At 46.0% G+C, this 16089-nt stretch carries 7 protein-coding genes; 3 read left to right on the forward strand and 4 right to left on the reverse strand.

All coding sequences use genetic code 11. From position 1 onward, the window contains the following. The first annotated feature begins 10 nt into the window (after positions 1-10). A complete protein-coding gene (locus JGK36_RS18800) occupies positions 11-1213 on the forward strand; it encodes an AAA family ATPase (protein WP_293201048.1) in 1203 nt (400 codons plus the stop codon). A 395-nt stretch (positions 1214-1608) separates the two neighbouring features. Here JGK36_RS18800 and JGK36_RS18805 read toward each other — a convergent pair whose 3' ends face one another. Further along, a complete protein-coding gene (locus JGK36_RS18805) occupies positions 1609-6168 on the reverse strand; it encodes a response regulator (RefSeq protein ID WP_293196916.1) in 4560 nt (1519 codons plus the stop codon). An 844-nt stretch (positions 6169-7012) separates the two neighbouring features. Beyond that, positions 7013-10114, reverse strand: coding sequence for an MFS transporter (locus JGK36_RS18810; RefSeq protein ID WP_293196917.1), 3102 nt, complete (start codon positions 10112-10114; stop codon positions 7013-7015). A gap of 440 nt (positions 10115-10554) precedes the next feature. Between JGK36_RS18810 and JGK36_RS18815 the strand changes: the two genes are divergently transcribed. Next, positions 10555-11928: a 2-polyprenyl-6-methoxyphenol hydroxylase-like oxidoreductase gene (locus tag JGK36_RS18815; RefSeq protein ID WP_293190486.1), complete on the forward strand. Its 1374-nt coding sequence runs from the start codon at positions 10555-10557 to the stop codon at positions 11926-11928. Between the two features lie 16 nt (positions 11929-11944). On the opposite strand, the gene JGK36_RS18820 is transcribed toward JGK36_RS18815, so the two are convergent. After that, on the reverse strand, positions 11945-12799 hold the full coding sequence (locus JGK36_RS18820) for a glycerol acyltransferase (RefSeq protein ID WP_293190487.1): 855 nt from the start codon (positions 12797-12799) through the stop codon (positions 11945-11947). A 207-nt stretch (positions 12800-13006) separates the two neighbouring features. After that, complete coding sequence (locus tag JGK36_RS18825; RefSeq protein ID WP_293196918.1) at positions 13007-14359, reverse strand: NB-ARC domain-containing protein; 1353 nt, start codon at positions 14357-14359, stop codon at positions 13007-13009. A 403-nt stretch (positions 14360-14762) separates the two neighbouring features. Here JGK36_RS18825 and JGK36_RS18830 point away from each other — a divergent pair, with 403 nt between their 5' ends. Beyond that, entirely contained in the window at positions 14763-15881 is a 1119-nt protein-coding gene (locus JGK36_RS18830; protein WP_293196919.1) for a GTPase domain-containing protein, read from the forward strand. Positions 15882-16089 lie beyond the last annotated feature (208 nt).

Below are 16089 nucleotides of genomic sequence, written 5' to 3' on the forward strand. Positions count from 1 at the left end.
CGCCATCTCAATAGTCGGATTACCGGGAATCGGAAAAACCACCCTCATCAGCCAACTAATTCGCCAACTCCACACAGAAAATACCCCCTTCACCTGCGCCGCTTGGCAATCCTTGCAATCCGCAACAGGCAAAGCACCCCCCTGCGATCGCACAATTGACTCCCTGCTATTCACCCTCTCCAACGGCGACATCACCACCGCCGTCACTCCTCAAGAAGACTCTTTCCAAAAAATCGAAAAGCTGATAAAAATTATTAAAGCTAAACCTTGCTTAATTGTATTCGATCGCGCCGACACACTTTTGAAAACAGGAGAAGCCAAAGCCGCCGGTTATTTCGCAGACGATTGTGCAGAATATGCTTGGTTATTCAAACAACTATTAGAAACAGAACATCAAAGCAAAATCCTCTTCACCAGTCGCGAAAGCTTGGCAGAATTGCCGCCAACTGTCACCCGCGAAATCCAGCTAAACGGATTGGATCGAGATAGCGCAATTTCCCTATTGCAATCTTTTAATCTGACAGCAAATGCAGAGGAATTAGCGGAAATGGGCGATCGCTATTCAGGACATCCCAAAGCCTTACAACTCGTAGCAGCCTTGATTCGAGATGACACCGAATTTCAAGGAAATGTCGGGAATTTTTTACACCAGAGAGACTGGTTGCTGATTCGAGATATTGAAAGATTGATTGAGAAAATCCTAGCGCGTCTCAGCGAAGGCGAGCAAACTTGTCTCAGCCGAATTTCTGTCTATCAAACCTCAGAATATCCGCTATCTTTTGCAGGAATTAGCGCTCAAATGCCAGAAGTTAGCAAATACGAACTTAAAGAAAATATTATTCAAGCACTCAAACGCCGACAATTGCTATATTACGATCGCCATCTCAAATCCTATCAGTTGCATCCGCTAATTCGAGAAAAGGGCGAACATCTGCTAAATCAAAATCCTGAAAATGTCCGTACAGCGCACAGCCAAGCTTATAATTATTATATCAGCATTCCCCTCAAGCCGGAATCGGAATGGCAAGATATCGAGGATATTCAGCCCTTAATCAGAGCGCACTATCATGCTTCTCAAGCACAAGATTTAGATGCAGCAAATGCGATTATTTCTGAAGTTTGTGAGTATCTGCGGCAGTGGAATTGTGCAGGATTAGTGTGTGGAAATATAGAGTTGCCATTGCTAATCGAAAAACCTTATTTCACAAACTAGACATCGTAGAAACAGCCATAGTTCAAGACCAGTCGATCGAACTTTACTGTCAAAGCAATTATAGCTTTTCTCAAAAAGATGAGGTATGACTGAGAGCTTGTATAATACCATTTTTCAAATATCCGATAGAGTTCGAGGACGACAAGAGATTGCAATTTATCGACTTTCCCTGTTTGCTAAAGTCTGTGATAATACCAGTTTTAAATGAAATAACAGTATTCTTGTCCCCCCTTTACAAGGGGGGGGCTAGGGGGGGTCGAAGGCTGTTGCACAATTTTATAAAAATGGTATAACTTTTAAAAAATGGTATAAGAGGGCTGAAGCCCAACAACGTACCTCATCATGTTTATCGCGTGGATTTGCCCGATTCAGGTTAATTATTATTCTGTGACTGTCTAGCTGTATTCCCGTTCTATTTTCAAGGCCGTTTCGACTCTTTGATACTCGGCCTCAACCTGTTCTAAAAGCCCGGATTCCATCCCAGATAAAGGCTTATTTGCCTCTGTCCCCATCCGGCCCATGATTTCGAGTTCCTCGCACAACTCAAACAAGTGAAAAGCACCGAGAGTACCGCTAATTGATTTCAAGGAGTGAGCAGTTCGCCGCAAAGCTAGCGGATCGGCGTTGCACAGAGCCACGGAGATGCCTTGCAGCAGTTCGGGGGCTGTTTCGAGGTAAAGGTCGATCGCCTCTTCCAAAGCTTCGACATCTCGCAGTCCCTCTATAATCTTGGCACTCAGACAATCGCCGTTTTGTGACAAAGCCCGATCGACATTTGATGCACCCCACCTGACGGCGGAGGACGAATTGGGCATAGTCACTTGTTGATTTTCCCCAACAGCAGCATTCGTTAGCGCAGCCCTCGAAGAGGATCGCACTTCTAATTCACTTGTTCCTACTGTCGGTTCAATCTGCGAGCTCACACAAAAAATCGGCTGCGGGCAATCGAATTCCCCATTTGAGCGAGATTTACACGCGCTCAAAGCTCGCACCAACTCCTCAATGGCGATCGGCTTACTCAAATAGTCGTCCATCCCCGCAGCCATGCACTCTTCGCGATCGCCCTGCATCGCATTTGCCGTCATCGCCACAATCCAAGGCCTCGTCCATTTTAGATTTTGCATTTTGGATTTTGGATTGTTAGATTGCTCATCACTAAATTCGGGATTGGGGATTTTGGATTTTGGATTGTTAGATTGCTCATCACTAAATTCGGGATTTTCGATTTGGGATTTTCCATTGTTAAATTCCTCCTCACTTATTGAAACTTCTGATTCTTCCCTGGCATTTTCTAAGTTCAAAGCCGCTGAAAATCCCTCCCGGATGCGACGGGTAGCTTCCAAACCGTCCATTTCCGGCATTTGCACGTCCATCAGCACAACATCGTAAGGCTGGCGGTGCAAAGCTTCGAGCACTTCGATACCATTTCCTGCCACATCCGCCCGATACCCCATCCGCTGCAAAATTTGCAAAGCCACCTTCTGATTCACCAAATGATCGTCAGCCAACAGAATCCGCAGCGGCAAATTCTCGGCCAGCACGGGTATGCTTTGCAATAAAGGCCCGCTGGTTCGCTGCACTCTAATTTCAGCAGTCTGTTTCCCAAAAATATTGATTAAAACATTGTAAAGCTGAGATTGTTTGATCGGCTTGTTCAAAAAAGCAGCAAAATCCACCTCAATCGTAGGGGTGTTAATTTCTTGTCTGCCGATCGAAGTTAGCATCACTAACGGCAACTTTTGGCACTCGGGATACAGGCGAATTTCCGCAGCTAAAGCCAACCCGTCCATTTGTGGCATTTGCATATCCAAAATTGCCAAGTCAAACACCTCTTTAGCCGCGATCCAATCTAAAGCCAAACGAGCCGAAGCTGAAGCCCTAGGCACCATTCCCCAAGACTGAGCTTGGAGAGTCAAAATTTGGCGGTTGGTTGCATTGTCATCGACAATTAAGACTCGCTTCCCAGTTAATTCAGGTTGAGTAGTGCTCAAATTAACTGGTAAGGAACTGTTGCAGCCTGAAACGATCGTGCTGAAATAAAAAGTAGAGCCTGCGGATTTGGGATTTTGGTCGATCGGCTCGCTGCTGAGTAAAGATTTGCTAGAGCCATATTTTTCGGCAATTTCGCAAGATTCTTCACCTGCGATCTCAAAAACTGCCACTTTAAAATCTCCCGGAGGATTGCCAGCCAGACAACCCATACTTTGCACCCACATCCTGCCGCCCATCATTTCGGCTAAACGCTTGCTAATTGCTAAGCCCAATCCCGTACCGCCGTACTGCCTGCTCGTTGAAGAATCAACCTGGCTGAAAGATTTAAACAACCGATCCATGCGATCGCACGGAATGCCGATACCAGTATCTTTAACCGCAAATTGTATTTCGTATACTTTGTGAATTGCTCGTGGTTCGCCATTAATTGCTGGCAGTTCTTGAGCGCCGATCGTGGACACTGCAAGCTTTTTGGCAGTCACCGAAACCACCACTTCTCCCCTTTCAGTAAATTTAACAGCATTGCTGAGCAAGTTGATTAAAATTTGCCTCAAGCGGGCACTGTCACCGATCGCCGTTGGTGGTACGGAGCGATCGATCAAGTAACCCAATTCCAGTTTTTTTTGTGCCGCCTTAGCAGCTACCAAATCGAGAGATTCCTCAATGCAAGTGCGGATGTCAAACGGATGTTCCTCCAAGTCCAATTTGCCCGACTCAATTTTCGAGAAATCCAGAATATCGTTGATCAGCGTCAGCAAAGCATCGCCACTGCTGCGGATAGTTTCTACAAAATCGCGCTGTTCCCGACTTAAGTGGGTATCCAGCAGCAAACCTGTCATGCCGATGACTCCATTCATCGGAGTGCGAATTTCGTGGCTCATGGTGGCTAAAAATTCGCTTTTGGCTTTCGTAGCTGCCAGTGCTTCGTCGCGAGCTTTTGCCAAATCTACGCCTGTTTGCTGGCGTTCTAGTTCGCTGCCCACCCACTGAGCCATCAGTTTCACCAACTCTCTATCTACAGCTCGGAACGGTTCTGTCAGAGGAGTCGGAGCAAAGAAGCATAGAGTGCCGTAAACTTCACCTGCCACCGTGACGGCAGTGCCCATGTAAGCTTCGATGTTGAAGGCAGGATTGGGAGTATTGAAACACAAACCCGAAAACCTCACCGACTCAAAGTACATCGGTTCTTTTGCCATTGCTGTAGCTACGCAAAAGGTTTTTTCCAGATCGTAGATTTGTGATTTGACGATCGACTCATCGGGACATTCAACAGCAATTATTTGATAGTTGTCGCCTTGAATGTGCGACAAAATTCCCACGGAAAGGCCTAAATGCCGGCATCCCATTGCCAGCAGTTCTTCGAGGCGCAAATCAAAGGTAGAAAGGCGGCCCTGCGGGTCTGTACGGGGAGCAGAAGTCACTTGGTACAAAGCTTTAATTGCAGCTTCGCTTTCTCGCAGTTCTTGTTCTGTTTGCTTGCGTACGCTAATGTCGCGCGAAACGCCGATAATTTCTTGCACTCCACCGGTTTCGGGATCGCGGATCGTGCGGCTGGTGGTTTCAAACCAAATGTATTTGCCGTCTTTGTGGCGGATGCGGTAGCTGACGGTGTAAGTAACTGGCAGCGCCAGGACTTTCGAGTGAGCTTTGGCGACGGTTTCTAAATCGTCGGGGTGAAAATAATCGTTGGGAAGGCGCCCAATCAGTTCCGAAGGTTCGTATCCCAGCAAAGCGTGGCTGGCGGGCGAGACGTAGATAAACACGCCTTTGGGGTCGTGTCTGGTAATCATGTCGGTTGAGTTTTCGGCGATCAACCGATAGCGGTATTCGCTCTCCTTGCGTTCGACTTGAGAATTGCCCAATGCTTCTAACATTTGGTTGATGGTGTCGGCCAAGCTGGCGAGTTCATCGCCTCCTGGCATTATTTGAACGCGCAAGTCTGGATCGCCGTTGGCTGCGATGTTGCTGACGCTAGTGCTCAAGTCGGCCAATCTCGCCAAGACTAAGTTTTCTAACAACAGCATGGCGATCGCGCTAAATATTAAACCTACTGCCAATATCGAGAAAGTAAAGAGTTCTAGGGTAGCCTGACCTTGCCTAGAGATTACTCGGTCTACTTCTACTCGCAGCAGCAGCGCTAGCTTGCCCCGGATGTCCCGAATCAGGGCGTATCCTGCGACTACGCTGTCGCTGAGCGGCTCGATTAAAATTTCTACTGATTTGAGGTTGGAAATTTTGAGTTTGAGATTGTCCAAATCCTGCCTGGAGCGAGCCAGCACCTTAGCACCTTGTCCGGAGTAGTTCGTGGCTCCCACTTTAAAATCTAAACTCGGCAATCTAAAATCCACTGACAGGTGAGTCAGTTCCGAAAGCAAACCAATTTCGGTGTTGTCGAGGTAGCGTGCCAGGATCAGCGTCCCCCGCGGCGGGCCTTGAGCGTTGCTGTTGACGATCGGTTTTGAGGCTATCAGCAGCGTGGCTTCTGGCAGGGTGACGACGCCTGTTTTGGCGGGGTACCCCTCCTCAGAACTTGTCTGGGACTCGATCAGCGCCTCGGTCAAGTGCTGTTGCAAGCTTGCCGGAATTGGGATTTCGGTTTTGGATTTCAGGTCAAAACCTTTGCTGAAGATGGTCTTACCGTCGGAGTCCAGCAGCACCAATAAGTTTAATCTCAAGTAAACAAATGTCGAATTTACAAAATTTGACTTGACAAATTCTTGGTTCCGTGTATCGACAAAAGAGTACGTATCATCCCACTCGGCGTAATCTTGAGCGCTGGTGTCTAAATTCGACAAGTCATCATCTAAGGCATCCAAAGCCCGCGCGACATCCTGGCGGACGTACTGTGCCTCCAGGTTGTTAAAATCGTGCAGCAAAATGGTTGATGCAGTGGCATAGAGAACCACAATCAGGCTGATCAGAGCTGCACCGATAATTAATAGTGTTTTTTTTCGGAGTTGCATGGCGTCGGCCTCCTCACGGTGTTACTAAGCAAGTAGCCTGGGGAGGTTGGAGACGTAGGTTGTTTAGCATTGGCGATCGAGCCTGGCCTGCGTGTTTTGACTGTTGTGGGCTCATTTGCAAAAGCCCTCGGTATTTCCAAGGTATCGGGTATCTAGCCCCCCACAGTCAGTGTAGTATTTTCACATCTTTAGTTCCCTTCATTATGCACAACCGATCGCCTGCGAGTCATGAGCTAACCGCGATTTTCAAAAGAAACGGGCGATCGCGCCACGAAAAAACTTCGCGTTTGATACTCGCCCCGCCCTGGGCGGGGTGCCGGTGGCGGTTGACACAACAGGCGTGCTGGATTGAGAACCGCTTTTGATTCGCCCGATCGCAATTCTGTTTTGCTTTACGGTTCGATCGTTCGGAATGCAAGTCCTTCTTCTGGAGGACTTGCATTCCGAACGATCGAACCAGTTGTATAATAGTGAATCGAGGCGACACGAACTTACCAGAAACACCTCACCGCCCTTGAGAATCCTGATAACAATTTTGTTTTGCTTTACGGTTCGTAGTGAGGACTTTAGTCCTTCCTAAATGCGGACTAAAGTCCTCACTACAAACCTGTTTTACAATGGTGAATCGATTTGCTTTACGGTTCGTAGTGAGGACTTTAGTCCTTCTTGAATGCGGACTAAAGTCCTCACTACGAACCTGTTTTACAATGGTGAATCGAGGCGAAATGCTCTTAAGCAGAAATACCTCACCGCTTTTAAGAAGGTCGATAAAAATAGTGCCTGATGTGAGTTTCTACTAACATCAGGCACTATTAGAAATCCGAGCGCACAAATTGACTCTTGTTTATCGGATAACAGCTAAAGCACCAGCACCCGCAGCCGCAGCCGCCGAGGTAAGAGCCGTGAAAAACAGCCACCAAGAGGCAACTTCCGCTGCTTTCCGAGTTTCTTCAGCTTGTTTTTCAGCTTGCAATCTGATGTTTTCGAGGCGAAGCTGCGCTTCTTGCTGCAAGCGTTCTGCTCTTTGCAAGACGCTGTTGCGGCTTCTTTCGATTTGGTCGATCAAACGGTTCGCATCTGCTTCAGAAATGTCCTCGCGCGAACTAATTAAAGCCACTAAAGTATCGCGGTTGAAATGACCGAGGCGATCGCGCAAAGCATCAAATCCGGCTTGCGGATCGTCAAATAACTTCCGCACATCCCGCGTGATACCTTCATAATTGAGTTCCGGGCGATCGAGCGAATTGAGATAATCGCGAATTTTTCCAAGAATTCCGTCAATTACCGATTGAATGCCCTCCTGAATTTTCTGGATTTGCAGTGCGAATTGGTCGCGCACCGACAAAATTTGATCGACAATCCGAGCAGCTTCTGCTTCGGAAATATCCGGCCGCTGAGACAGCAGAGAAATCATAGTAGCTCGATCGATATGCGACAGTCGTTCGCCCAAGCTGTAAGCGCCGACTTTTGGATCGTGTAGCAGCAGTTGCAAGTCCCGCTTGATGGCTTCGGGATTTAATTCATCCTTGCCCGTATTTCGCAAATAATCCTCTAAAATGCTCTGAAAATCCTGGACTTGAGTTTGCACCCGCTTCGCCAAACGGCGCGGCGCTTTCACGATCGATCCTAGAGTTTCCTGCACTTGGTCGATAATTTGATTGACTTGTTCCTCGGTCAAATCTTCTCTCTGAGAAAGCAGCTTGACCAAAGTATCGCGATCGACCTGAGATAGCCTTCCGCGCAGCGCTAAAGCCCCTTCCTTGGGATTTTCTATCAATTTGGTCAAATCCCGCTTAATCCCTTCAGGATTGAGTTCTTCCTTGCCAGTCTTCCGCAGGTAATCTGCCAGGGCGGTAGTAGTTTGGTCGTACTGATCCTTGGCTTTTTCAGCCAACTTTTGCGGTGCTTCCAGCGCGCTGTGCCAAGTTTCTTCGGCACTGTCGAGAAGCTGGTTTACTTGGTCTTCGCTGAGGTCTTTGCGCTGAGATAGCAATTTTACCAAAGTTTCGCGATCGAACCGAGAAGCTCTAGCTTTTAGCGCCCACATTCCCGCTTCCGGGTTGTCCAGCAGCGTTTTGAAATCGCGTTTGAGTCCTTCGGGATTGAGTTCTTCTTTGCCCGTAGACTTCAAGTATTCTTGTACTTTTTGCCACTGATTGTCTAGTCGGACTTGCGCTGCTTCTTGCAGACCTTTAGCATCTGCTAAAACTACATCTCGCGTCCTTTCCAACTCTTTAACAATCTGGTCTACTTCCTGGAAGCCGAAGTTTTCGCGGCCTCTGAGAATTTGCACGAAACTATCGCTGGTGAAAGGAGAAAGCCGATCGCGCAACTGTTCGTAAGTAACATCAGAATCCTCTAAGATTTTCTTAAAATCGCTCCCGATACCTGCTGCTGTCAGTTCTGCTTTGGGCGTCAGCTTCAAATAAGTTTCCACGCGCCACTGCAAATCGCGAGCTTTTTCTTGCTCCTCGGCAAAGATCGCAGTTTGTAAAACTCGCTGTCTGATTCCTTCTAATTCCTGGGAAATTTCTTTAATTTTGTCTTGGGTAAAAACGCCTCGACTTGCCAGGATTTCCGCAAACTTGGACTGATTTAGTTTTTCCAATTCGTGGCGCACAGTTCCCGGATCTGCCGTTGGATCGTAGAGCACGTCACGAAATTCGCGCTCGATCGCGGTAGGGTTCATCTGCCACGAATAAGTGTTGAGCAAGTAGTTTTCTACGTCAGCACGAATTGGGCTGTAAGTTTCTGGTTCGCCTTTGACTTGAGCGGTAATTTTATCAGCTTGTTGGCTAACTTTGTCCTTAGCTGTTTTAAGCTGACCCATTACTTTTTCGACATCTAAGTCGGAAATATCCGTGCGACCCAAAACTACTCCCATTAAAGCATTGACTGCCATTGACGTTGCTTGGGACATCATTGTGGAGTTTTGTCCAGAATTTTGCCCGCCCAGATTGCCGAGAACTTTTTCTACCCTACTTGTCAGCGTATCTGAGAGCAAATCTCCCGATTTTGCTGATTTGAGATAATCTATCAATTGGGCGATGCCGTCTGATTTCTGGTCTTGTTTTCCTACTTGTTTCCAAGCATCTTGGAGTTGGTCTACAATCCGGTTGACATCGCGTTTTGACCAGGACGATCGCGAACTGACTAAATCTACGAGAGTTTGTCGATCGAGATTCGGCAAATTTTCGCCCGCAATGCTTTTGAGTTGCGGATCGTTGAGCAATTTTTCAAACTCGCTACGCATCGCTTTGATGTCTAATTCCGGCGGTTTGAGGGCTTGGATGTAGTCTTCGACGTTTTCCCGCAAGCTTGTAGGGTCGATCGCGCTACCGAGTTCGTGGCCCACCGCTGCTGCTGCTGCTTTCGCCGTGGCGACTACTTGATTGCTAGCTGCTTTGGCGCCGAGGGCTGCGGCTGCGGTGCCGAAAATAGCTTGAACGCCAGATGTTGCGGTGTTAACCACGGAACCGATCAGGGAACCGACGGTGGTGGAGCTCACCCAGACGAGGAGTGAGAAATAGGCCGCCCACACGACTAAACCGACGATCGCACCTAAACCAGGACTGCTAATCAAACTAAGCTTAACTGCTAGCAAGCAAGCGAAGAATAGGGCGACAGTGACAGTAATTAGCGTCCAAGTACCGACTTTGCTGCCGATGTGGCGGACGGGACTACTGCTATCAGATTTGTGTCCATCGTCGTGGGATTGTCCGATGTAGGAAAGGCCTGCGGCTACTGATAAATTTGTCAGCAAGAGTTGGAAAGCACAGGCTAGTACGACTCCAGATATTAAGGCGATAAAAAATTGTGGCCCGGAATAAAGGAGTGCTGCATCTTCTACTCTGCTTGTTGTTGTTGTAGTCTGTTCTACAGGCACTTGGGCCAGCCAGAACCCGATGTTATACAGTTGTGGATTTATTGGCAAATTTTGATACATAGTATATTCCTCGTTAAAGGGTGGGTGCGCGCGTTCATTGGCGCGACTTGACCAATGTATAGTGTTAAACTCATGCCCCCAATGGCAAGCATCGCTTTATTGACGAGCTAAAGCATCCCCCTACAGTCGGAAGTGTATAAATATGTCTGCGGCCTGCTGTTGATTCAGGGATAATTGTGCTATGTCAGTTTTCTGTCCGTTGTCAAATAGACTTTGTTTAACGAACCGCAGAGGACGCAGAGAACGCTGAGGAAGAGAAGAGAGAGAAAAAAATTGTGAGTCGTAGGGTGCGGATACATCAAAAATCCCTAAATAAATATCGACAATCCGATCGCGACGCACCTATTTAATCGCTTGTAGACTGTAAACAAACGCCACACTTGTTTGGTCGAAAACTTTGTAAACATGGTATTAGTTATTAACCTTCAAAAAAATTGATTATGCAGCGAGAAAGTCACGCGATTATTATGGGCGGGAGTTTAGCAGGACTGTTGGCCGCTAGAGTATTAGCGAAACACTTCGATCGCGTAAGTATTGTTGAACGAGATTTTTTTCCCGAACAAGCTGCGCCTCGCCCCGGTATTCCTCAATCCCGACACCTGCACATCCTTTTGACTCGTGGAAAAATCATCTTAGAACAGTTGTTTGCCGGCTTAGAAAACGAACTGATAGCTGCGGGTGCTCCGAGGTTAGATCCGAAGTCGATCGCCTGGTTTAGTCCGGCTGGTTGGGCGACACATTTTACCCCCGATCCAGATGATTTAATTATGTTCAGTCGGGATTTACTCGATCGCCAAATTCGCCACCGCTTGACTGAAAATACGAACGTGCATTTCCTGGAAGGAGGGACTGTAACGGGGTTGCTGGCGAATACTCAGGGCACGGCGATTGCTGGTGTGTCGGTGCGTTTTTGCGATCGCCAAAACCCAGGTAACATTAATGAAGAGAATTTGAATGCAGATTTAGTAGTCGATGCTAGCGGCAAAGTTTCTCAAACGCCTAAATGGTTGAAAAAACTCGGCTATGAACCGCCACCTGAAACGGTTATCAATGCTTTTGTCGGCTATGCGACGCGCATCTATGAATGCAGCGGTAAATTGTCAGATACAGCGCCTGTATTTGTGTCAACTGCACCGCCATTTCGCACTCGCGGCGGTGCAATTTTCCCGATCGAGGGGAATCGCTGGCTGGTGACTCTCGGTGGGGGCGATCGCGATTATCCGCCCGCAGACGCAGCAGGTTTTGTAGAATTTGCGCGCAGTCTGCCAACTCCGATGATTTATGATGCGATTAAAGATGCAAAGGCGATCGCACCTGTGTATAGTTATCGAGGTACAGAAAACCGTTTGCGCCACTACGAACGCCTCTCCCATTATCCTGAAAATTTGGTAATTGTCGGCCATGCAGTTTGCGCTTTCAACCCTGTTTACGGCCAAGGAATGACGGTTGCTGGATTGGATGCTCAGATGCTGGATGAATGTCTGCAAAAACAGCGGCAGCGCTATCCTGAAGGCGATTTAACAGGCTTTGGGCGACATTTTCAACAAAAACTCGCAAAATTACATACTATTCCTTGGACGTTTGCTATCAGCCAGGATTCGCGCTATCGGGGAAGTGAGGGTGCGAAACCAAACCTGGCTACGCGACTGACAATTAATTACATGGATCTGGTGTTAAAAGCGTTGACCACAGATGCGAAAGTTTGTCAAGCTTTTTTGGAAGTTCTGCACATGATTGAACCACCGACTTTACTTTTTCATCCTAAAATTGCGGTAAAGGCGATCGGGCAATTAGTCACCAGTCGGCCGAATTAATAAACTTGTGCAATGCTCAATTGCCAATCAAACAATCTAATTCCCGTTGCATTTGAGTTGTAACTAGATCGAAACAAGCATCGACATAATCGCGATCGCCCGCAGCTTCCTTACCGTACCTCTCAAATACGATCGGTTCGCACACGCGAGTCCGAATTTGCACGGGAAAAGGCAGATTTGGCAAAGGCCCAATACTCAACCCCCAAGGCAATCCCAAATACACCGGAAATACTACCGGATCGATGCCCAACAACCACGGCATCCCCAATTCATGCAATTGCTTAACTTCTTCGTACAAATCTGCCAAAACTATCAAAGTATCGTGGGCACCGTGGGATATAATTGGTACAATTGGCACTTCTTCTCGCAATGCTAACTTAATAAATCCCTTGCGTCCGGCAAAGTGGATTTTATTGCGTAAGTGATAGGGACGAAAAGTATCTTCGGCACCACCAGGATAGACTAGAACCGGGGCATTTTTTCGCAAAGCTGCGATCGCCATTTTTGGATGCGCTTTGATCGCGCCACACCGCACCGCCATGCCAGCAATATCAGCAGAAACTTCCCAAACCGTCGGGTGCATCAATCCGTAGGCCAAGCGTTCAGTGCCGTATCTGTGGAACCATTCGTATAGGAACATAAACATATCAGGAGCGGCGATTCCCCCGTTGTGAGAGCCGACAACGAGCATTTTTCCGCGTGCGGGGACGTGGTGCCAGCCGTCGCTTTGGACGCGAAAATAGTAGCGGTACAGCCATTCCCAGAGTGGCAGCATTAGTTTTATGAAGTCGGGATTGCGATCGTCCAAAGATAATCCGTCAAAGCGAGATGTTTGGCTGTTGTTTCTGGGGCTGGATGCAGAATATTTCATTTATTGGTGCTTAAGTGCGATCGGCGGGAAAAAAGTATTGTTTTAGTATTGCAAATTCTGGCGAATTGACATATACTTTATTTATAATGGGAATTGGCGCATTAAAAATAAAAAACTCACTATTTCCATTATTCTATATACATTCTCATAGTACAGCAAAAGACCGAGAAAAGTCAACACCATATTAGGCGATTTTTAACAGTTCAATCATAATTCTTGGACATACTGCCTCAAGACAGGTGGCAAAGTATAAAAACTTCCTGTTTTGTCAATGAAGCAACGCCGCGATAAAGATTGTAGGGCATTGAGCAAATCTGGCGATCGCATAGTGCCATATTCGAGTAATTTTGCCAGGTTAACTGGTTCGCTTTCCCTACAAAACAAGGAGAGGACTTGTTTTTCTATTTCCGATAAGCGACTAAACTGCTGCTGTAAAACATCTTTCAAATCTTCTGGCAACAATACGGTATCATTTAATAATAACTCTGTCGCGCCGATTCCCAACTCTTGAATCAGAGTCGCCGCGCTTTTTAACCATAACGGATTGCCTTGGTAGCGGTGAATGAGTGTTTCGCAGTTCTCGATTTCTGTTAATCCTTTATCTCGGAGTATTTCCCGCGCGGCCGCAGTGTCTAAGCCTGTGAGTTGTAAAATACGAATGGGAGTATTTTCGCTGGTGAGTTGAGGAACTTCTTTGGGTGGTTCCCAACCGACTAGCAGGAAGCAACTTTGATGGGATAATTTTTCTATTTGTTTAAATAAAGAGCGATATTCTTCGTATCCTGGTTTATATTTTCCTGCTAATTCGCCGCTGCTGAACAAATTGTGAATATCATCTAAGACTACTAAGCAGCGATGTTTTTGTAAATATTTAATTAGGGGTAATGCTTTCTGGTTGGTTGTGGGTGAATCTTGCTTGTCTGACTGCGAGAAAAACTGGATTAGGTTAGCTTCAAATTCACCGAGGGTGGGGGATGTGTCGAGATTGCACCAAATGACGTATTCAAATTCGTCTTTTATTTGTTGTACGAGTTGTATTGCTAGGGATGTTTTGCCGATACCGAGTCCGCCGGTGATGGTTATGAGGCGGCTGTTTTGTTGTAGAATCGAGGTTGTGAGGGTTTTGAGTTCGGAAGTGCGATCGTAGAAAGCACCTAATTCCGGCATCTCGCTTAACTCGTGATGCGATGTTTCTTGATTTGGTGAGTGTGGGTTTGGTACGTTTGGCGGGTGTCTAGCTTCTCCACAAATGTTAAAGATACCAATCCCTACAGCATCTTTTGCAAAATTGGAGACATTTGAAACTTGCCACCTCTCCATTGCCGATCGAAAATTCTTTTTATTAACATCTTCCCCTAAGTCTTCTGAAAGTATCTGCCATAATTCCGATCCGATTTCCCTGATGCGACTTTCAGAACAGTCAAAATCCTTCGCTATTTGCTTGTATGTCTCACGTTGTAGAGTTCCTTGCAATACTGCTGCTTGTAAATCGTCAAGGTGCTGACCCGTTTTAGCAAATACTATATCATCTGCGAGTTTTAACACTTCTTTAAGATCCATCTGGTCACGGAGTGTGATGTTTTATGTATTGTAGCTCACATTTCCAGCTTTTTGGTACATTTTCATACAGTTTCGTATAAAACCAGATTAAATAAAGTGAAAGTAGGTAAAATAATGGCGGCAAAATAGAACATTTTTTGGATAGGCAAATTCGTTATTTCTAAGGAATAATGAGGAAATTATCAAGGTGTTTCTGGCTATTTGCTAAATCTACTGATGCCTCATGACAAGTGAAATCGCCTCAAACGGATTCCCAACCGGAGTCAAGAAAAGCTGAAAAATCCAGGGTAAGCTCATCGGATTTGTATAACTTGCAATACACAAAGTGGCCCGAGTAAGCATAGGACGTATAGCGCTCAATTTCCTTAACAGCCAACACACCTACAAACGCAATCTTCGACATATGCAAAATTTTAGAAATACGGAATCCACAAAGCAATTGATTAAAAAGTTAAGAGAGGGGTTAAAAATAGCTTTTGTTGGAGAAGTTAATAGTGGCAAGTCTTCTACAGTCAATGCTATTCGGGGCGAAGAAGTTGCAGAGGTATCTATCATCACGGGATCTACAGTAACTGATGATCCATACGAAGTACCCACATTGTCTAAAGCTGTGAAAATTATTGATACGCCTGGACTGAGAGCACCAGGAACAGATGTAAGTTTCTACAGGGGAGCAGATTTAGTTGTTTATTTCGTTAATGCTGCATCTGGCTGGACTGCGAGTAATAAGACAGATTTTTTTATATTAAAACAAATATATGCCTCTCACATCGTTATAGCCATCTCTAAAATAGACACAGTTCCCCCAAGAGAGGACTGGTTAAAGATAAAGCATCAAATCGAAAGAGATTTAGGTCATTCCTCTCCAAAAATTTTAGGAATTTGCAGTCTGGTGGCACAAGAAATTGGAATTGAAGAATTAAAAGAGGCTATTGCCAGAGGACTTGAAGATTCTCAGAAAGCTTTTTTGTTCAATCTAATTCTTAGAAGTAAATCAAAAGACTGTGCAAGTGTTATTCGTGAAACAATGATAAAAGTAACTTCTCTTGCAGCTTCAGGAATTCCAATCCATGAAATACCGAAGTTTGATGAAGAAATTATACAAATGATCCACAAAATAATTCTAGCTTGCAAATCTATCAGCAACTTGACTAAAGAAGATATTGAAGACGCTGAATTGCAAGCAAAAAATTTTTATAGTGAGTTTCATCAAGAATTCGGCTGGAAATTTGAATTTATTAAATGGGGAACTGGCATATCAAAACTTGTAGCGGGATTTTCTGGAACTACTGTATCGCTGGGTTTTGGAACTGCTGCTGGCTATGCTGCTGGAGTTGTTCTACAAACGCTGTGCTATGTAATTTGTGCTGGAATGATAGGATATAGAGCTAAAAAGCTTTATGTTGATAATGTTAGGGTTTCAATACATGAGCTAGAAAATTTTGCAAAGAAAATGGTTAAAGGGCTCATCTCTAAGAGAAATTTGGAAAACTTTATTCGACGCTTTACTACGGAAATATAGTGGCATCGCCCCTCTCCCGTCAGTTGAGTTTCCTCTCTCAGCCTAACATTCATCGGCGTTTAATGTGACTTTGGTGATGATCGATCGCAAAAATGAACTCCTGGTGGTAAATTGCCGTTTTCCCAGATCGATCGCCCTTTCTTGTTTCTGATGAGCTATAGTTGAAAATGAAAGAGCGCTGGCCCTTATTATTGTTCAACCCGGAGCG

This window comes from Microcoleus sp. PH2017_35_SFW_U_B, assembly GCF_020737865.1.
Taxonomy (GTDB): domain Bacteria; phylum Cyanobacteriota; class Cyanobacteriia; order Cyanobacteriales; family Microcoleaceae; genus Microcoleus.

Excerpts from the sequence above, each read along its gene's own strand:
- JGK36_RS18805 (WP_293196916.1), bottom strand. The coding sequence starts at position 6,168 with ATGCAACTCCGAAAAAAAACACTATTAATTATCGGTGCAGCTCTGATC.
- JGK36_RS18810 (WP_293196917.1), bottom strand. The coding sequence starts at position 10,114 with ATGTATCAAAATTTGCCAATAAATCCACAACTGTATAACATCGGGTTC.
- JGK36_RS18815 (WP_293190486.1), top strand. The coding sequence starts at position 10,555 with ATGCAGCGAGAAAGTCACGCGATTATTATGGGCGGGAGTTTAGCAGGA.
- JGK36_RS18820 (WP_293190487.1), bottom strand. The coding sequence starts at position 12,799 with ATGAAATATTCTGCATCCAGCCCCAGAAACAACAGCCAAACATCTCGC.
- JGK36_RS18825 (WP_293196918.1), bottom strand. The coding sequence starts at position 14,359 with ATGGATCTTAAAGAAGTGTTAAAACTCGCAGATGATATAGTATTTGCT.
- JGK36_RS18830 (WP_293196919.1), top strand. The coding sequence starts at position 14,763 with ATGCAAAATTTTAGAAATACGGAATCCACAAAGCAATTGATTAAAAAG.